This is a genomic window from Oribacterium sp. P6A1 (assembly GCF_000702885.1).
GTDB lineage: Bacteria > Bacillota > Clostridia > Lachnospirales > Lachnospiraceae > Oribacterium.
The window spans coordinates 68,005-88,575 of record NZ_JNKO01000008.1 but is presented as its reverse complement, the minus strand read 5'-3'; the positions used below and the strand labels follow the sequence as shown (position 1 = coordinate 88,575).

Genomic DNA, 20,571 nt, shown 5'->3' with positions numbered 1-20,571 from the left:
TATAATCCATATAGTTTTTCACCAAACCTGATTTTTATCATAGCAAGGGCCTTTTTATACCGGGCGGTTTCATTATAGAGTACGGAACCGTAAGTGAATGGATACGAACCAGAAGAGACCTTATCTATGAAAAAGAGGGATTTTATGGTAATGTATGAGTTGCTTCCCGAATTAGTTGAGAAGGCATGGTCTGCCATAGAAGCGGACTATTCAAATCATAAATAAAGGAGAAAAGTTATGGATTATGCAAAGGTATCATTGGAGAAGCATTATGAGTGGAAAGGTAAGATAGAGGTTGTTTCAAGAGCAGCGGTTGACTCTTCCGAAGCCCTTTCTATCGCATATACCCCCGGAGTTGCGCAGCCTTGTCTTGAAATCCAGAAGGATGTGAACAAGTCTTACGAGCTTACCAGAAGATGGAACACTGTTGCAGTTGTGACAGACGGCACTGCAGTTCTTGGCTTAGGAGATATCGGACCTGAGGCAGGTATGCCTGTTATGGAAGGAAAATGCGTTCTTTTCAAGGCCTTCGGTGATGTTGATGCTATTCCTCTCTGTGTACGTTCCAAGGATCCTGATGAAATCGTTCATACCATACAGATGCTCCTGGGCTCTTTCGGAGGAATCAATCTTGAGGATATCTCAGCTCCCAGATGTTTTGAAATCGAGAAGAAGCTTAAGGAGGTTTCGGACATTCCTATCTTCCATGATGACCAGCACGGTACAGCGGTTATAACTCTGGCAGGTCTTATGAATGCCCTTAAGGTAGTGGGAAAGAAGATTGAAGATATAAAGATCGTAACCTCAGGGGCAGGCGCTGCGGGAATCGCCATAATTAAGCTTCTCATGGCCATGGGACTCAAAAACGTAATCATGACAGACCGTAAGGGTGCTATCTACGAAGGAAGAGAGGACTTAAATCCCATCAAGCAGGAGATGGCAAAGATCACAAACTTTAATCATGAGAAGGGAACACTTGCAGAGGTTATCAGGGGAGCTGACTGCTTCATAGGTGTATCAGCACCGGGAACACTCACAAAGGAAATGGTTCGCACCATGGCCAAGGATCCTATCATTTTTGCCTGTGCAAATCCTACACCGGAGATATTCCCTGATGAGGCAAAGGAGGCAGGAGCAGCGGTAGTATCAACCGGACGTTCAGACTTCCCTAACCAGATAAACAATGTTCTCTGCTTCCCGGGAATCTTCCGTGGAGCTCTTGATGTCCGCGCATCTGATATCAACGATGAGATGAAGATTGCGGCAGCAAAGGCTATCGCAGGTCTGGTTTCCGATGAGGAACTCAATGCCGATTACATTCTTCCAAAGGCATTTGATCCGCGTGTAAAGGATGCGGTTGCAAAGGCTACGGCAGAAGCTGCAAGAAAGTCAGGGGTTGCAAGGATTTAAAGATATACCCTAAGGCACCGGCCCATTCCACAATCCCTGTTTATGATCAAGTGAAAGCTGTAAACACAAACCGGAGTATGTTAAAATAGCATTTATAGAGACGTGCAAAAGACACATTAAATGAGGGTCATGTTTGTACGGATGGTTTGTGAAACATTAGGGATGGAGGAACATATGTTATATAACAATGCTATTTGGGCCGGACTTGATATGGATACGGATGAAAAGGTCTGCATACTGCCTCATATGGCAAACAGGCACGGACTTATTGCCGGGGCTACCGGAACAGGTAAGACCATAACATTAAAGGTGCTTGCAGAGTCATTCAGCGATATGGGAGTTCCGGTATTTCTTTCGGATGTCAAGGGAGACCTGGCGGGGATGATAAGTCCCGGAGCTGACAGCGATGATATGAGGAAACGAATTGAGCGCTTTGGGCTCGCAACCGCCGGCTTTACTTACAGACCTTTTCCCACCCAGTTCTGGGATATTGATGGTAAAAAGGGAATGCCTCTCAGAACAACAGTAAGTGAGTTTGGACCTACTCTTCTTTCCAGGGTTCTTGGTCTTACGGATCTGCAGGCAAACATCCTTACCATCATTTTCAGAATAGCGGATGAAGAGAATCTTTTGCTTCTTGATACCAAGGATCTTCGTTCCATGGTGCAGTACGTAGCCCAGAACAATAAGAAGTACAGCGCAGAATACGGCAACATGACTACAGCTTCTCTCAATGCCATCCTTCGTTCTGTTGTGGCTCTTGAGACAGCGGGAGGCGACCGATTCTTCGGAGAACCGGCCATAGATATCCGGGATTTCTTCAGAACCGACAATGCGGGAAAGGGCATGATCAATATTCTGGATGCAGAGACTACCATTCAGAGCCCGTTGATCTATTCCACCTTTATGCTCTATATGCTTTCGGAGCTTTTTGAACAGATGCCTGAGGTGGGTGATCTTGATAAGCCAAAGATGGTATTTTTCTTTGACGAAGCCCATTTGCTGTTTAACGGAGCTCCAAAGGCCCTTCTTGATAAGATAGAGCAGGTAGTGAAGCTTATTCGTTCAAAGGGCATAGGTGTTTATTTCATTACCCAGAACCCGGGTGATGTTCCCGACGGTGTTCTGGCCCAGCTTGGAAACAAGGTGCAGCATGCGCTTCATGCATACACTCCGGCAGAGGAAAAGAAGATTAAGTCGGCAGCCGCATCCTTCAGAGTGAATAAGAGCTTTGATACAGCGGAGGTGCTTCAGAATCTCGGAACAGGTGAGGCTCTCATCTCTTTCCTTGATGAAACGGGTAAACCTGAAATGGTGAGACGATGCCGTGTTCTTCCGCCTCAGTCAAAAATGGGCCCGGTGGATGATACATCAAGACTTGCTGCCATGATAGCTTCGGATCTTTCGGGAAAATACAGCGAAACCATAGACAGAGATTCGGCTTACGAGTTTTTCAAGAGACTTACGGATGAGGCTACAGCTGAAGCTGCAAAGCTGGAGGCACAGAAGCAGGCAGAGAAGGAAGCCCTTGAGAAGGCAAAGGCTGAAGAGAAGGCATCCAGAGGCACCAGAAATGCAGTCAAGTCAGTGGGACGCTCCACGGCCGGAACACTGGGCCGGGAGGCGGGAGGAGCCATCGGAAAGACTTTCCTGGGAAGCTTCGGAAAACGTGTGGGCGGAAACATTGGCGCGGCCCTCGGAAGAGGAATTCTTGACACTCTGTTTAATAAATGACATAAACCTAAGGTCATGGCGTGATCATGTATAAATCAAAAGACCATTGTGCAGAACGTGCACAATGGTCTTTTTTCAGATAGGAGCTTAAAGCGGAGGCTGTGCCGGCACAGGCTGAAATTTAATCGACCATCTTTGATGTGGGATTTTGCGTTGGGCTTCAAGCAAACAGGCTCAGTATGGTCAGGAGAACATAGAACAGGGTAACCAGGATCACGGGAATCGTTGTGAACCAAAGCATATACATCCTCGGTAGGGAGCTCTCCTTTTTTATGGCTGCAGACAGTTTTTTATAATTCGTAACTATAGTTACAATAATTGCAATTACTCCTCCGTAGAATAAAAAGTTAAGGAGCACCTCCTTCCAGAGAGGAAGGAATGTAAAGTCGTTCATCAGAAGGGCCAGCAGGTTGTTGCTCGCATGAATGAGAATGGAAAAACGAAGCCCGTAAGCGGCACGCACATAAGCAAAAAGGATTCCCATAACAAATCCCACAATGAGCTGAAAGATATTGCCGTGCATGAGACCGAAAAGAAAGGCTGTGATGGTAATGGCAAATATGGTGCCGTATTTTCTTAATCTGTTGAAAAGAATGCCGCGGAAAAAACATTCTTCTATGACAGGAGCACAGATCAATGCATAAATTATGTCCCATGTTCCGGTTATGTCTGCGCCGGTTGCATCTGCACGTGCCGAATCGAGAGAAAATCCCAGATTATAGAGCCAGTTTATGACAGGATAATCAAGTATGGATGTGACAAATTGCAGACCCCGTAAAAGAAGTATGAGCCAAAGGAACTTCAGTATGCTGAATTTTTTATAATGCTTTCTTTCATTTGCATCATAGTATCCCAGAATTAGAAATCCGGCCAGCAGAGCGAGAAATCCTGCAACAATCATGGAAAATGATTCATTTTTATACAGATCAGATCCATACAGTATAAACAGATTTGCGCCAAGCTGAAAAATGATCTCAAAGCTTAGGGTTACCATTGCTATAAGTGCAAATGAGTGTTTTATGGAATTATTCATTAAATTACTTTCTCCCAAAACCCGGTAATGTGATATACTTTTGCATATTTGCGCAACAGTTTTGCGCTGAAGTTACATTATACATCATTTGATAAAGGTTGTTCTATGAAAAAGTGGTTTCTATACAATAAAAAAGCTGACTTTAAGGCTATAGCGGACAAGTATCATATAGATCAGGTAACTGCCAGAATACTCAGGAACAGAGACATTAACTCCGAAAAACAGATTGAGCAGTTTCTTCACGGATCACTGGAGGATGATCTTCATTCGCCTTTATATCTGCCTGATGCCATCAAGTGCATGAATCAGCTTAATCGTGCCATAAATGAGAAAAAACATATACGTGTAGTGGGAGACTATGATGTGGACGGAGTCTGTGCCACATACATACTCGTAAAGGGCCTGAGACGTCTTGGAGCCGTGGTGGATTATGTGCTTCCGGACAGGATCAAAGACGGATACGGAATAAATGTGGGCATCATAGACAAGGCCAAAGAAGACGGGGTTCAGGTCATACTCACCTGTGACAATGGTATCGCAGCTATCGAAGAACTCAAACATGCAAGGGATCTGGGAATCACAGTTCTTGTTACTGATCACCATGATGTCCGTCAGAATCAGGATGAGGATTACGGATGTGAGTCAAGGGATATCCTTCCGCCTGCAAATGCTGTTGTGGACCCGAAGAGAGAGGATAACAGATATCCATTCCCTGAGATCTGCGGGGCTGTAGTGGCATGGAAGATCATCATAATGATGTATCAGAATCATACTATTCCGGAGGAGGAGTTCTACGATTTTCTCGAGTTTGCCGCTATTGCTACCATATGTGATGTTATGGAGCTCAGGGATGAGAACAGAACCATAGTAAAGTTCGGTCTTCAGCAGATAAAGCAGACAAAAAATCAGGGACTCAGGGCACTTTTAGAGCTCCAGGACCTTCTTACTCAGGACCATATAAGCGCCTACCACATAGGCTATGTCATAGGGCCCTGCATCAATGCCGGGGGAAGGCTTAGAAGTGCCGAAATCGCTTTGGACCTTTTCCTGACTGATGAAAGAGAGGAGGCCCTCATGAAGGCCGCCAGACTTAAAGAGCTTAATGATTCAAGAAAGACCATGACCATCTCAGCCACCAATCAGGCTATCGAAACTGTAGAAAGGCACTTCATGAATGACAGGGTACTGGTGGTTTATCTTCCGGAACTTCATGAGAGTCTTGCGGGAATCGTTGCAGGAAGGCTGAGAGAGAGGTTCTATAAGCCATCCTTTGTCATCACCCGGGCTGAGGGAGATGAAGAGGGCGAGAAACTGGCTAAGGGTTCAGGAAGAAGCATTGACGGATATTCCATGTCTGAACGTCTTCAGGAAGTGGATAAGCTTCTCACAAAGTGGGGCGGTCATCCCATGGCGGCAGGGTTCACTCTGCAGGAGAAAAATATTGACATGTTCAGAGCGGAGCTTAACAGAAGATGTGAGCTTACCGGGGACCAGCTGGTGGACAAGCTCTGGATCGATGTGCCTATGCCGATTGATTATATTTCGCATAACCTGATTCATGATTTTGAAAAACTGGAGCCCTTCGGAAAAGGAAATGAAAAACCAAGCTTTGCGACGAAAAATCTCGGAATTACTGAGTGCAGAGTGCTTGGAAAGAACAGGAACGTGGTAAAAATGAAGCTTCTTTCAGACGGAGGATGTCTCATGGATGGATTAATTTTTACCAATGGAGATGAGTTTTTAAGACAAAAAGGGGCGTCTTCCAAAATAGATGTAGTTTACTATCCTCAAATTAATGAATATAATGGGACTCAAAGCCTTCAGATAGTGATCGATGATTACCAGCTGAAGCCTTAAAATTTGTTTTAAAAATGGAGGTAACTATGATCAAGGAAGTGATGGACTATATATCTCAGGCTGATCCTGAGGTAGGACAGTTAGTCATCAAAGAGTATGAACGTCAGCAGAACAACATCGAGCTTATCGCATCAGAGAATATTTTATCCGATGTGTCGATGCTTACCATGGGAACCGTACTTACCAACAAGTATGCTGAAGGCTATCCGGGCAAGCGTTACTATGGCGGATGTGTTCATGTGGACGATATCGAGACTATCGCTATTGAGAGAGCCAAGAAGCTCTTTAATTGTGAATATGCCAATGTTCAGCCACATTCCGGCGCTCAGGCAAACATGGCCGTGACTATGGCTATCTGCAAGCCGGGAGATACCATCCTCGGAATGTCTCTTGATGCCGGCGGACATCTTACTCATGGTTCACCTGCCAATTTCTCCGGAAGCTTCTTTAACATCGTTCCCTACGGTGTCAATGCTGACGGATATATAGATTATGACGAGGTTGAGGCTCTGGCAGTGGAGCACAGGCCCAAGATGATCATCGCAGGTGCTTCTGCATATCCGAGAATCATTGATTTCAAGAGATTCCGTGAGATAGCAGACAAGGTTGATGCGGTTCTCTGGGTTGATATGGCTCATATTGCAGGTCTTGTTGCAGCAGGACTTCATCCGTCACCTATTCCTTATGCTCATGTTGTTACCACTACTACTCATAAGACTTTGCGCGGTCCAAGGGGAGGTCTTATCCTTTCAAGTGAGGAGATCGCAAAGAAGTATAATTTCAATAAGGCTGTTTTCCCGGGATGTCAGGGCGGTCCTCTTGAGCATGTTATCGCTGCCAAGGCTGTCTGCTTCGGTGAGGCACTGAAGCCGGAGTTCAGGGAGTATCAGACTCAGCTTGTCAAGAACTGTAAGGCTCTTGCGGATGCTATGACAGCGCAGGGATTCAAGCTTGTTTCAGGTGGTACAGACAATCACCTGATGCTTGTGGATCTCACCAATATTCCTGAGCTTACAGGTAAGGCTCTTCAGAACAACTGTGATGAGGTTCATATCACTTTGAACCGTAATGCCATCCCTAATGATCCTCGTTCTCCGTTTGTTACTTCCGGTGTGCGTATCGGTACAGCAGCTGTAACCGCTCGTGGCTTCAAGGAGGAGGATATGGCTCCTATTGCCGAGTGTATCTGGAAGGCGGCTACTGATTTCGAGAATTCTAAGGATGAGATCAATGCCAAGGTCGCTGAGCTTGTGAAGAAGTACCCGATTTACGAGGGCTGATAGATACATATATTCAAAACGGACGTGAAAACGGTATCCAGTGTGCCAGCTCACGGCGTTGAAAGTACATTACGTTCAAAAGTCCATCAGTGATTGAACACCAGAGTGTTCATCGCTGATGGACTTTTTCACTTCATGTTCTTTCAAGCAGCAAGCTTAGGCACACCTGAATGACCGTTTTCACTGGGGTTTGGCTTTGAATTTATTAGTACAAATATATCGGAATGTAAGCAGAGAACAGCAGCTATTAAAATCGAGTAATAGGTATACTTTAACAATGTGAAGAATTTGGTGCCCGGATGCGGCAAGGCTTGCTGTTTGAAAGAACATCGAATAGAAAAATCCTCCCGGAGCGAACGCGTATGCGTACGAGCCGGGAGGATTTTTTCGTATGAGATGTACTTTCAACACCGTGAGCCGCCGCACCGGGTGCCAAATTCTGCAGGCTAAAGTAAACTTAAGCCTGCTCCTTCAGCTTATTCTGGGCTACAGTCAGCATCAGCTTGATACGGTTAAGCTGGTTTACTTCGGAAGCACCTGCATCGTAGTCCACGGCAATAATGTTCGCCTCTGGATTGTGACGCTTCAGCTCCTTTATGACACCCTTGCCCACGATGTGGTTGGGAAGACAGCCAAAAGGCTGTGTGCAAACTATGTTGTAAACACCCTCATCCATGAGCTCAAGCATCTCGCCGGTGAGGAACCATCCTTCACCGGTCTGGTTTCCGATGGAAACATACTCCTTGGCCATCTTTGCAAGCTCTTTGATATCTCCCGGAGGAGTAAAACGCCTGGACTTCGCGAATTCCTTACGTGCAGTCTTCCGGAAGTATTCCAAAAGATTGATTACGCAGTTGCACAGAGCTTTGCCCTTCCAGCGGGCACCCAGATTTTCGTACTTGAAGTTCTGGTTATAGAAACAGTAGAGCAGGAAGTCCATAAGATCCGGAACAACGGCCTCTGCGCCTTCTTTTTCAAGAAGCTCAACAATATGGTTGTTTGCAAGAGGAGAGAACTTGACAAGTATCTCACCTACTATACCGACTTTTGGCTTGACAAGACCCTCTCTGACAGGAAGCTCATCAAAGTCCCTGATGATGCCCCGGACATTCCTTGAGAACTGATTCATGGAAGGTGTCTTCTTGGAAAGGGCTTTGATACATACTTTAAGCCATTTCTGATGAAGCTCTTCAGCGGAACCGGGAACCAGCTCATAAGGACGTGTTGCATACAGGGCACGCATGAACACATCGCCGTATACTATGGCCTGCATGGCTCTGGTAAGAAGCGGAAGTGTAAGCTTGAAACCGGGTGTTGACTCCATGCCGTTTGCATTGAGCGAAATAACAGGAATCTGTGACATGCCTGCATGCTCAAGGGCACGGCGTATGAAGCCGATGTAATTGGAAGCACGGCATCCTCCTCCGGTCTGTGACATGATGACCGCTGTCCGGTTGAGATCGTACTTTCCTGAATTAAGGGCATCCATGATCTGTCCCACAACGATGATGGACGGATAGCAGGCATCATTGTTTACATATTTAAGTCCGGTATCGATGGCAGTACGATTTGCGTTATCAAGAACCACCAGGTTGTAACCGGATGCTCTGATGGCAGTCTCCACCATTTCGAAATGGATAGGTGACATCTGAGGGCAGAGGATGGTATAGTTCTCAGCCTTCATGCTCTTGGTGAACAGACGTCTTTCATAGCTTGCTGAACGCATGGTGCGTACATAATGCTTCTCATCACGTACCCGGATAGCAGCGATCAGTGAACGGACACGGATTCTCGCAGCTCCCAGGTTATTCACCTCATCAATCTTAAGAACAGTGTAGATCTTGTCAGAGCCTGTGAGAATGTCTCTGACCTGATCGATGGTAACTGCATCGAGACCGCATCCGAAGGAGTTAAGCTGTATGAGATCCAGATCTTCTCTGGTCTTTACATATTCTGCCGCACGATAGAGTCTCGTGTGATACATCCACTGGTCCGTTACGATGATGGGACGCTCCACCTTAGCAAGGTGTGAGATGGAATCCTCTGTGAGGATGGCGAAATCGTAGCTCGTAATAAGCTCCGGTATACCATGGTTGATCTCCGGATCAACATGATAAGGACGGCCCGCAAGAACTATTCCTCTATGGCCTGTCTCCTTCATCCATCTTAGGGTTTCCTCGCCCTTCTTCTGCATATCCAGGTGAGCCTGAGTGAGCTCAGTCCATGCCTCGTGGGCAGCGGAACGTATCTCCTCCTCGGTAAAATTCCACTTTTTAAATTGCTCGGCAATCTTATCTTCGGTCAAATCTCCCACAGGACGGATGGAATGCTCGCCATCTTCGGGATGTGCAAATATCTTTACCAGCTGGTCAGTGCAGATCTTCTCATTGGTAAAAGCCAAAAACGGCTTCATGAACATGATAGAGTTGTCTTCAAGACCCTCTACATTATTCTTGATGTTCTCTGCATAAGAGGTGACCATAGGACAGTTGTAATGATTTCCTGCATCAGGTGTCTCATTACGCTCATAAGGTATGCAGGGGTAGAAAATGAACTTCTGTCCGTTTCTTATGAGCCATTCAACATGTCCGTGAGCAATCTTTGCCGGATAACACTCCGACTCGGAGGGGATGGTTTCTATTCCCAGCTCGTAGATCTTTCTGGTACTTGCGGGAGAAAGAACAGTACGGAACTTAAGCTCACGGAAGAAGGTGGCCCAGAAAGGATAATTCTCATACATATTGAGAACTCTTGGGATACCGACTTCACCACGCTCCGCTATATCCTGAGGGAGCGGCTCATAGTCGAACATTCTCTGAAGCTTGTAAGCATAAAGATTAGGAATGTCTCTCTTTATTTTTGTTTTGCCGAGGCCGCGTTCGCATCGGTTTCCGGAAATGAAGTTTCTTCCGGCACCGAACAGGTTGATAGTCAGTACACAGTGGTTGTTGCAGCCCTGACAACGGGTCATCTTTGTTGTGTATTTAAGATTTATGATGTCGTCGATGGGAAGCATGGTGGTCTGAATACGTCCGTATGCGGTACGGGGCACCTTGACTTCCTCTGTGGGCTTCATATTCTTCAGTTTTTCGTTTGCGAGATGATATCGTTCTCTTGCGATGAGAGCGGCACCGAAAGCACCCATTATACCGGCGATGTCCGGACGCACAACATGAGCTCCGAGAAGATTCTCAAAGGCACGAAGAACGGCATCGTTGTAAAAGGTTCCGCCCTGTACAACGATATGTTTTCCGAGTTCTTTTGCATCTGTTACCTTTATTACCTTGAAAAGAGCGTTCTTGATAACAGAATATGCAAGTCCGGCAGAAATATCTGATACGGTAGCACCCTCTTTTTGTGCCTGTTTAACATTGGAATTCATGAAAACAGTACAGCGTGAACCGAGATCTGTAGGATTTTCTGCGTAAAGTGCTTCCTTTGCAAAATCTATAACCGAATAGTCCAGTGATTTTGCAAATGTTTCCAGGAATGAACCGCATCCGCTGGAACATGCTTCATTGAGCTGAACGGAATCAACAGTGCCGTCCTTTATACGGATACACTTCATGTCCTGACCGCCGATGTCGAGAATACAATCAACCTCAGGATCAAAGAAAGATGCCGCATAGTAGTGGGAGATGGTTTCAACCTCTCCTTCATCAAGCTGAAATGCGGATTTCAGGAGAGCTTCTCCGTAACCTGTTGAGCATGCATAAGCTATACGGGCGTCAGAGGGCAGAAGAGACCTGATCTCTTTCATGGACTCAATGGAGGTGGCTATAGGAGAACCGTTGTTGTTCTTATAGAATTTGTAAAGCAGTTCCCCCTCCTCGGACACAAGGGCAAGCTTTGTTGTGGTTGAACCTGCATCGATACCGAGGTAGACATTACCATGATAGTCGGAAAGACTGCCGGTCTTTACCTTTGCCCTGTTGTGACGGTCTGTAAACTCCCTGTACTGGGCCTCATTCTCAAAGAGAGGTTCCATACGCTTAAGCTCCGCATCCATCTTGATTCCGTTTCTCAGGAGGTCGATGAGTGCACTGATGGAAGAAAGCTTTGCATCCTCCGGGCAGTTTAAGCAGGAACCTATGGCTGCGAAAAGGTGGCTGTTTTCAGGCTCGATGATTTCGTCCCCCTGAAGATTCAGGGTGCGGATGAATGCCTTACGCAACTCAGGCATGAAGTGCAGAGGACCTCCGAGAAAAGCCACGTGTCCTCTGATAGGCTTACCCTGTGCAAGTCCCGATATAGTCTGATTTACAACAGCCTGGAAAATGGATGCCGCAAGATCCTCCCTTGCCGCACCTTCGTTGATCAAAGGCTGTATATCTGTTTTTGCAAATACTCCGCAGCGGGCTGCTATCGGATAGATCATCTGATAGTCCTTTGCAAGTATATTGAGTCCGGCTGCGTCGGTATGAAGAAGAGAAGCCATCTGATCGATGAAGGATCCTGTACCTCCGGCACAGATACCGTTCATTCGCTGATCGATACCACCTTTAAAATATATGATCTTTGCATCTTCTCCGCCAAGCTCGATAGCAACATCGGTGTCAGGACGATAGTTCTTAAGTGCTGTTGCCACCGCAACGACCTCCTGACAGAAGAAAGCGTCCATATGCTTACTGAGAGTAAGTCCGCCTGAGCCTGTGATGACCACAGAAAGGCTGATTTCCCCAAGACCATCCTTTGCTTCTTCAAGAATATCCGCGAGAGTTCCCTGGATATCAGCATGGTGTCTCCGGTAATCAGAGAACATAAGATGCTTTTCAGGATCCAGAATCGCGATCTTGACAGTAGTCGAACCTATATCAATTCCAAGTCTGTATTGCTGCATAATAATCCCCATTTATGTGAATTTACTTTTCGAAGGATGATTATTGTTGAAAATATTCCTGTCGAAAATGAGATAGTAAGCATGATTAATGCTGATAAAATAATGCGGTTATTTCCTATTAAGAAATATAACCGAAATGTAATATTATCATTTTGGCAGAAGTGGTTCAACCGTTATAATGTTAAACTTTTGTTAATAAAACCGGGGTTTAAGGGCGATAATCATTGTTTGTTAAAACGGACTTTTCTGTTTTAAATGGCAAAATTCCACAAATTTTTATGAGATTCTATCCGGTTTGAGAGATAACGGATGGACAGAAAGATGATAAAAACTGTATACATTTTAAAATTATGAAAATTGAATGAAATGTATTTTTTTCAGCACATTTTGCCTTGAAAAAGAAGTTTTCTGAATATATACTCTATAAAAATTTTTATAAAGGGGAATTTTGGTCCTTTTATATTAGTACAACAAAAACTAATTTAAGGAGATTTGATTTGACTTTATTTCAAAAGCTTGAACGGAAATTCGGACGATATGCCATCCCGGATCTTATGAAATACATTTGTGTTATCTATGTTGTGGGTTTTCTTATCCAGATGTTCAACCCCATGCTTTACTTTTTTTATCTGGATCTTGATCCTGAGGCTATACTGCATGGGCATATATGGCGTATCGTTACTTTTCTTTTTTATCCGCCGTCCACAAGTGTTATATGGATGGTGATCGCCGTATTTGTTTACTACAGTCTGGGCATGACATTGGAGCAGCTTTGGGGTACCTTTAAATATAATTTCTTTTTCTTTTCAGGTGCCATCATGCTGGTTCTGTCAGCACTTCTTATATATATAGTAACAGGAGTGTCACTGCAGCTGTACCCGACGTACATGACCTTCAGTATTTTCCTTGCTTACGCCCTTACTTTTCCGGATGCGACCTTTATGCTTTACTTTATCATACCGATAAAGGCAAAGTGGCTTGCAATCGCAGAAGTGGTTCTGTATGTCTTCATATTCCTGGGGACACCTGATATCGGCACCAAAGTCGCTATCGCCCTTTCACTTTTAAATGTGGCATTGTTCTTCTATCTTTCAAATCAGAAGCCTAAGAGGGGCAATGTTTTCCATATTAATGATTTCAGATGATGTGAAACACATCAGTATATGAACTGGCTTTCCGATACAGAGTACAGGGAGGCCGGTCATATGACATGAAACTGACTAAACACAATTATTACAGGAGGCTTTATTAATGAGAAAAACTAAAATCGTATGTACACTTGGACCTAATGAAAATGATTATACAATTATGAGAAAGCTCGCTGACAATATGGACGTTGCCCGTTTCAACTTCTCTCACGGAAGTCACCAGGAGCACCTTGACAGACTTGCGCTTCTGAAGGAAGCTCGTAAGGACAGCGGACGTGAGATTGCAGCACTCCTTGATACAAAGGGACCTGAGATCCGTACAGGTGAGCTTGAAGATCACAAGAAGGTAACTCTTGAGGCAGGAGCAGAGATCATTCTTACAACAGAAGAGTGCATAGGTAATAAGGATAAGGTATATATCAACTATGACGGACTTAATCAGGATGTTTCTGAGGGAAGCGTTATCCTTATCGATGACGGTCTCATCGGTCTTAAAGTAAAGAAGGTTGACGGAACCGATATTCTCTGTGAAGTTACCAACGGCGGTGAGCTGGGGGAGAAGAAGGGTGTTAATGTTCCTAATGTAAGCATTCGCCTTCCGGGCCTTACAGAGAAGGATATCGAGGATATCAAGTTCGGTATAGAGGTAGGTTTCGATTTCGTTGCAGCTTCATTTGTTCGTAATGCAGAGACTATCCGTCAGATCCGTGAGATCATTGATAATGCAGGTTCTACAATGAAGATCATCGCAAAGATCGAGTCTCAGGAAGGTCTTGATAATCTTGATGCTATTATTGATGCAGCTGACGGTATCATGGTTGCCCGTGGTGATCTCGGTGTAGAGATCGAGGCAAAGCGTCTTCCTCAGCTTCAGAAGGAAATGATCAAGAAGGCAAATTATGCCGGTAAGCTTGTAATCACAGCAACACAGATGCTTGATTCCATGATCCGTAATCCACGTCCTACAAGAGCCGAGGTTACTGATGTTGCCAATGCAGTATACAACGGAACAGATGCGGTTATGCTTTCAGGTGAGACAGCAGCAGGTAAGTATCCTGTAGAAGCACTTGAGATGATGGCTTCCATTGTTGAGTATACAGAGCAGTTCCTTGATTACAACATGTACAAGAAGCGTAAGGTTGATGAGAATACTTATGCCAATATCTCAAACGCAGTTTGTGCCGCATCCGTTACAACTGCATCAGAGCTTCAGGCAAAGGCACTTATCGTTCCTTCACTTACAGGTTCAACAGCAAGACTTATTTCAAAGTATCGTCCTGCAACACCTATCTATGCTATGTCACCAAGCCAGGCAACAGTTCGTCAGATGATGCTCCTCTGGGGAGTAACACCTATCTGGGCAAGAAGATCAGATACAACCGATGAGCTTTTTGAGAATTCCATGGACGAGCTTCGTAACCGCGGAATCGTAGAAAAGGGTGACCTTTGCGTTATCACAGCAGGTATTCTTTCAAGAATGACCCGCAACCAGCCTGTTACCGCAACAAACATCATGCGAGTAATGGGAGCATAAACTAAAAATTATTTCTCAATTTCATCGTAATGTTATATTATGTAAAGATGAAATTCATTGCACACAATGAGAGTGCGGTGTATTATCAGTGAGAGGCAGTTGGCTGCATCTACATCTTTACGGATGATATTTCATCATGATGAGGATAAGAACCTCACAAATAGTCTTATTTGTGGGGTCTTGTTTTTAAAAAAGTTGAGGAGGAAACCAATGAAAACACCATATGCAACACTTGAGCAGGTTCAGAAAATAAATGAGACCTACGACACCCCTTTCTATCTCTATGATGAGAAGGGAATCAGGGAGAATGCCAGAAAAGTATATAAGGCCTTCAGCTGGAACAAGGGCTTTAAAGAATATTTCGCAGTAAAGGCATGTCCCAATCCTTCCATACTCAAGATACTCAGGGAAGAGGGCTGCGGAACAGACTGCAGTTCCCTTACAGAGCTTCAGATGTCCGATGCATGTGGTTTTTCCGGACATGAGATCATGTTTTCCTCCAACGAAACACCTCTCAGTGAGTATAAGTTCTGTGAAAAGCTTGGTGGAATCATAAATCTTGATGATTTCACAAACATAGAGGAACTGGAGGAAACTCTCGGATACTTACCTGAGACTCTTTCACTTCGTTACAATCCGGGCGGATATTTCAAGATTTCCAATACCATCATGGACAATCCTCAGGATGCCAAGTACGGTCTCACCACAGATCAGATCATAGAGGGTTACCGCATACTTAAGGAAAAGGGTGTAAAGCATTTCGGTATGCATTCCTTCCTTGCATCAAATACAGTTACCAATGATTATTATCCTACACTTGCAAAGCAGCTTTTTGAGCTTGCAGTAAGGATCAAGGAAGAAACAGGCGTAGAGCTTGACTTTATCAATCTTTCCGGTGGTGTGGGCATCCCTTACAAGCCTGACCAGGAGGGAAATGATATTCTGGAGATCGGTGAAGGCGTACATAAGGTGTTTGATGAGGTTCTGGTTCCCAACGGACTCGGAGACATAAGCATTTTTACAGAGATGGGCAGATTTATGACCGGTCCTTTCGGTGCCCTCATCACAAAGGTCATTCACTTCAAGCACACCTACAAGGAGTATGCGGGTGTTGATGCCTGTGCAGTAAACCTCATGAGACCTGCAATGTACGGAGCATATCATCACATCACAGTCCTCGGAAAGGAAAATGCTCCTTGTGACAAGACTTACGATGTAGTTGGCTCGCTTTGTGAGAACAATGATAAGTTTGCCATTGACCGTGAGCTTCCAGAGCTCAAGAAGGGGGATTATCTCTTCATCCATGATGCAGGTGCTCATGGATTTGCCATGGGTTATAACTACAACGGAAAGCTCTGGTCCAGTGAGCTTCTTCTTAAGGAGGACGGTTCTGTAAAGCTTATCCGTCGTGCCCAGACTCCGGCAGACTACTTTGCAACCCTTGATATAGACGACACAATGAAGAAGTATCTTTAAAGAACCTTATGGATCCCCTTTGGCTCGTCCCGGTTCCTGTCAGGGCTGAATTATTACATCTGTTATTAGAAAAGACCTCCGCTCAAATATGGGCGGAGGTCTTGCGGTAGTTATGGAATATTGTTATAATTATTGACCGTGAAATTTATTGATATTGAGGTATGGAAATGGCATTAAAGAAAAAGCCTGTTACAGGCATGAAGGATATCCTTCCCCGTGAGATGGAGCTTCGCCAGTATGTTCTTTCGGAAATCAGAAGAACATATAAGGAATTTGGTTTTACAGAGATAGAGACTCCGGTTGTTGAGCATATCGAGAACCTCCTCAGCAAGCAGGGCGGTGATAATGAGAAGCTTATATTCAAGGTTATGAAGCGCGGTGATAAGCTGGAATCTGCATATCAGAACGGCAGCCTTGATGACCTCAGTGATTCAGGACTGAGATATGACCTCACATTACCTTTAAGCCGTTTTTATTCCCAGAATCAGGCACAGCTCCCAAGCCCTTTCAAGGCACTTCAGATCGGACCTGTATTCAGAGCAGACCGTCCACAGAAGGGCCGTTTCAGAGAGTTCGTGCAGTGTGATATAGATATCTTCGGTGATGGTTCCAATGTTTCCGAGATTGAGCTTATTCTTGCCATCTCAACACTGCTGAACCGCATAGGTTTCGGTGAGAAGTATAACTTCAAGATCGTTATCAACGATAGAGAAATCCTTCGCGGCATGCAGGCCTACGCAGGCTTCCCTGAGGAGGATTTCGAGAAGGTATGTATAAGCCTTGATAAGGCAGACAAGATCGGAAACGAGGGTGTAAAGGAAGAGCTCCTTTCACTTGGCTATGAAGAGGCTGTTATCGACAGATACCAGGAGCTTCTTGCAAGCATCGGAACAGAGTCTCAGGATATTCGCAGTCTGGGAGATAAGCTGAAGGAAGTTCTTCCCGAAAGAGTTACAGCTAACCTTGCAGAGATCGTAGAAGCTGTTGCAAAGGTTGACAGTGTAAAGGTGAAGGTAGAGTTCGATCCTACTCTCGTACGTGGTATGGGCTACTACACAGGTCCTATTTTCGAGATACGTGCCGAGGGCTTCAGCGGTTCTGTAGGCGGCGGCGGAAGATACGATAAGATGGTAGGAAAGTTCACAGGACAGGATACACCTGCAGTTGGTTTCTCCATCGGTTTTGAGCGTATCATTACCATCATGCTTGATGCGGACGAAAAGGTTCCGGGTGAAGGAAAGAAGATAGCATTCCTTCTTGATAAGAATCTGGATGCTGAAAAGACATCGGAGGCTCTTAACGAGGCTATGGCACTTCGTCTCAAAGGTGAGACTGTTCTCGTATCCCGCATGAACAAGAACAAGAAGTTCCAGAAGGAGCAGCTCACAGCAGAAGGCTACACAGAGTTTAAGGAATTCTATCAGGATTCACTGAACTAAGGAAATCAGTCGTCTAAACATGACGGCTTTTACATAGATGAGATATCTAAACATTGGATAACTCATCGTAGAAATATAAAACAGAGGTATTCTTATGGCAGAGTCAATGAAAGGTCTGCACAGAACGTGCAGATGTACAGAACTTGATGAATCATTTATCGGAAAAGAAGTCACCATGATGGGCTGGGTTCAGAAGTCCAGAAACAAGGGTGGTCTTATTTTTACAGATCTCCGTGACCGTTCCGGTATTTTACAGATAATCTTCGAAGAGGCTGATTGCGGATCTGAGGTTTTTGAGAAGGCTGCAAAGCTTCGTTCAGAGTTCGTTATCGCAGTTACAGGTATACTTCGTTCCCGTGGTAAGGATGCCAACAAGGACATGAAGACCGGTTCCATCGAGCTTTCAGCAAGATCACTTCGTATCCTTTCCGAGTCAGAGACTCCGCCATTCCCGATTGAGGATGGAATCGCAACCAATGAGAATGTTCGTCTCAAGTACAGATATCTGGACCTTCGTCGTCCTGAACTTGCACAGCGCATCATGACCAGGGCAAAGCTCGCTTTCCTTATCCGTAAGTTCATGATGGATAACGGTTTCCTTGAGATCGAAACTCCTACACTTATCAAGTCAACACCTGAGGGCGCAAGAGACTTCCTTGTACCTTCACGTATGCACCATGGTTCATTCTATGCCCTTCCACAGTCACCGCAGCTTCTTAAGCAGCTTCTTATGGTATCCGGTTTCGACCGTTACTTCCAGCTTGCAAGATGCTACCGTGATGAGGATCTTCGTGCTGACCGTCAGCCTGAGTTCACACAGGTGGATATGGAACTTTCTTTCGTTGATGTTGATGATGTTATCGAAGTTAATGAGAGACTTCTTAAGTATGTATTTAAGGAGATCTGTAATGTAGACATTGAGCTTCCTATCCGTCGCATGAAGTGGATAGATGCCATGAACAACTACGGTTCAGATAAGCCTGATATGCGTTTTGACATGCTCCTTCAGGATGTGACCGAGGTTGTAAAGGATTGCGGATTCTCAGTATTTGCAAACTGCGCTCATGATGGCGGTGTCATCAAGGGTCTCAATGTCAAGGGACAGGCCAAGATGCCTCGTAAGCAGATCGACAAGTACACCGAGTTCGTTAAGGGCTACGGTTCAAAGGGTCTTGCTTACCTCGCAATCAATGAGGACGGCACATACAAGTCATCATTCGCAAAGTTCATGACAGAAGAGGAGCTTAAGGCTCTTGTTGATGCAATGGGCGGACAGGCAGGCGACCTTCTTATGTTCGTATCAGATACAAAGAAGACAACCGTATGGAATTCTCTCGGTGCACTTCGTCTCGAGCTTGGTTCAGATCTCGACCTTATCGATCGTACAGCATGGAAGTTCCTCTGGGTTACAGAGTTCCCTATGTTCGAGTGGTCAGAGGAGCTTGACAGATTCCAGGCTATGCACCATCCGTTCACTATGCCTATGGACGAGGATCTTCCACTTGTTGATACAGACCAGGGTGCAGTACGCGCAAAGGCTTACGATATCGTTCTTAACGGTACAGAGCTTGGTGGTGGTTCAGTTCGTATCCACCAGGCAGACGTTCAGGAGAAGATGCTGGAGAAGCTTGGTTTTACTCCAGAGAAGGCCAGTGAGCAGTTCGGATTCCTTATGCAGGCATTTAAGTACGGTGTTCCGCCTCACGCAGGTCTTGCTTACGGTCTTGACCGTCTTGCCATGTGGATGGTTGGATCAGATACTATCCGTGATGTTATCGCCTTCCCTAAGGTTAAGGATGGTTCAGATCCTATGATGGAGGCACCTGCTCCTGTATTTGACGAGCAGCAGCTTGTTGACCTTGGTATCGCAGTAGTTCCTGATGAGGAGCCTGCAGCCGGGGAGAACTAAGGCAGTTCCATCCGTATTATGCCAATGTTTCCGGATCCGCATCTTTGAGTTTCCGTAATTCATTGTGAATTTTATCTGAATTTTGCCGCCGAGACTTGCATAGTATGCAGGTCTCGGTTTATTCTATCTAGTGATTAATACTCGAGAGAGAGGTGCTTACGTGACAAAGGAACAATTCCTCCACGATTTAACCGTACAACTGAAGCTCATGGTTTCGGATCAGGTGATATTTGATCAGCTTGCTTATTATGACAACTATATAAGCAATGAGGTTCAGAAGGGCAGAAGCGAAGCCGAAGTTGTGGCAGAGCTCGGTTCACCGAGACTTCTTGCTAAGACTATTATCGATACAGCTGAAGCTGCCGGAGATCCTGTAGCCAGTCAGGACGAAGAAATCAGAGGAACTATAGACACAGAACCCTATTCCGATGCATTTGACTATGAACGTTCTCGCGGTGCATACGGAAATGCTCAGGACAGAGCATACGAAACACAGACAGATTCGGAAACACCGGGTCAGAATTATGAAAATGAAAGTCGTCATGAACAGGAAAGCTTTTCGGAAGAGGGAGTCAGAAATGACAACGGACGTTCCGCATTTAACAGCTTTTTTGGCGATAATAGTTCTCGCACACAGGATGGCAAAAAGAATTATGGGCATGTCTTCACCACAAGCGGTTGGGGCTGTCTCATAGCTATGATCATCTTCTTCCTGATTCTTGAATTACTTGTAAATATTATAGGTGGAATACTTTATCTCCTCGCACCATACCTTGGTCCGATGATGATAGCAGCGGTTGTTGCCTGGGTACTATACCGTTTTATGAGTTAGTGAAGGATACGGATCTGAAGTGCTGAGGATTTAATCCGCGCCTTCAGATCCGTTTTTTATTTATTTGATTCAACATAGA

General features: G+C 45.1%; 12 protein-coding genes. 10 read left to right on the top strand and 2 right to left on the bottom strand.

Features of this window, described 5'->3' with window-relative positions; all coding sequences use genetic code 11:
* Positions 1 to 237: 237 nt before the first annotated feature.
* Together T515_RS07685 and T515_RS07680 are read left to right on the top strand one after the other, a co-directional pair.
* A complete protein-coding gene (locus tag T515_RS07685) occupies positions 238 to 1,410 on the top strand; it encodes an NAD(P)-dependent malic enzyme (protein ID WP_036609482.1) in 1,173 nt (390 codons plus the stop codon).
* Positions 1,411 to 1,584: 174 nt separating this feature from the next.
* Positions 1,585 to 3,144 carry a helicase HerA-like domain-containing protein gene (locus tag T515_RS07680; RefSeq protein WP_036609480.1) on the top strand — a complete coding sequence of 520 codons (1,560 nt, stop codon included), beginning with the start codon at positions 1,585 to 1,587 and terminating at the stop codon, positions 3,142 to 3,144.
* Positions 3,145 to 3,304: 160 nt separating this feature from the next.
* On the opposite strand, the gene T515_RS07675 is transcribed toward T515_RS07680, so the two are convergent.
* Positions 3,305 to 4,177, bottom strand: coding sequence for a CPBP family intramembrane glutamic endopeptidase (locus T515_RS07675; protein WP_036609478.1), 873 nt, complete (start codon positions 4,175 to 4,177; stop codon positions 3,305 to 3,307).
* Positions 4,178 to 4,282: 105 nt separating this feature from the next.
* Between T515_RS07675 and recJ the strand changes: the two genes are divergently transcribed.
* On the top strand, positions 4,283 to 6,034 hold the full coding sequence (recJ, locus tag T515_RS07670) for a single-stranded-DNA-specific exonuclease RecJ (RefSeq protein ID WP_036609476.1): 1,752 nt from the start codon (positions 4,283 to 4,285) through the stop codon (positions 6,032 to 6,034).
* Positions 6,035 to 6,060: 26 nt separating this feature from the next.
* On the top strand, positions 6,061 to 7,314 hold the full coding sequence (gene glyA / locus T515_RS07665) for a serine hydroxymethyltransferase (RefSeq protein WP_036609475.1): 1,254 nt from the start codon (positions 6,061 to 6,063) through the stop codon (positions 7,312 to 7,314).
* 457 nt (positions 7,315 to 7,771) lie between these two features.
* On the opposite strand, the gene T515_RS07660 is transcribed toward glyA, so the two are convergent.
* Complete coding sequence (locus T515_RS07660) at positions 7,772 to 12,154, bottom strand: 2-hydroxyacyl-CoA dehydratase (RefSeq protein ID WP_036609473.1); 4,383 nt, start codon at positions 12,152 to 12,154, stop codon at positions 7,772 to 7,774.
* A 497-nt stretch (positions 12,155 to 12,651) separates the two neighbouring features.
* On the opposite strand from T515_RS07660, the gene T515_RS07655 reads away from it, so the two are divergent.
* From T515_RS07655 to T515_RS16560, 6 genes are all read left to right on the top strand, one after another.
* Positions 12,652 to 13,299: a hypothetical protein gene (locus T515_RS07655; protein WP_036609471.1), complete on the top strand. Its 648-nt coding sequence runs from the start codon at positions 12,652 to 12,654 to the stop codon at positions 13,297 to 13,299.
* Between the two features lie 106 nt (positions 13,300 to 13,405).
* A complete protein-coding gene (pyk, locus tag T515_RS07650) occupies positions 13,406 to 14,836 on the top strand; it encodes a pyruvate kinase (protein WP_036609469.1) in 1,431 nt (476 codons plus the stop codon).
* Positions 14,837 to 15,046: 210 nt separating this feature from the next.
* A complete protein-coding gene (locus tag T515_RS07645; protein ID WP_036609466.1) occupies positions 15,047 to 16,312 on the top strand; it encodes a diaminopimelate decarboxylase in 1,266 nt (421 codons plus the stop codon).
* Between the two features lie 167 nt (positions 16,313 to 16,479).
* A complete protein-coding gene (gene hisS / locus T515_RS07640) occupies positions 16,480 to 17,751 on the top strand; it encodes a histidine--tRNA ligase (protein ID WP_036609464.1) in 1,272 nt (423 codons plus the stop codon).
* A gap of 94 nt (positions 17,752 to 17,845) precedes the next feature.
* A complete protein-coding gene (gene aspS, locus T515_RS07635; protein ID WP_036609463.1) occupies positions 17,846 to 19,660 on the top strand; it encodes an aspartate--tRNA ligase in 1,815 nt (604 codons plus the stop codon).
* Between the two features lie 160 nt (positions 19,661 to 19,820).
* A complete protein-coding gene (locus T515_RS16560; protein WP_051671555.1) occupies positions 19,821 to 20,492 on the top strand; it encodes a DUF1700 domain-containing protein in 672 nt (223 codons plus the stop codon).
* Positions 20,493 to 20,571 lie beyond the last annotated feature (79 nt).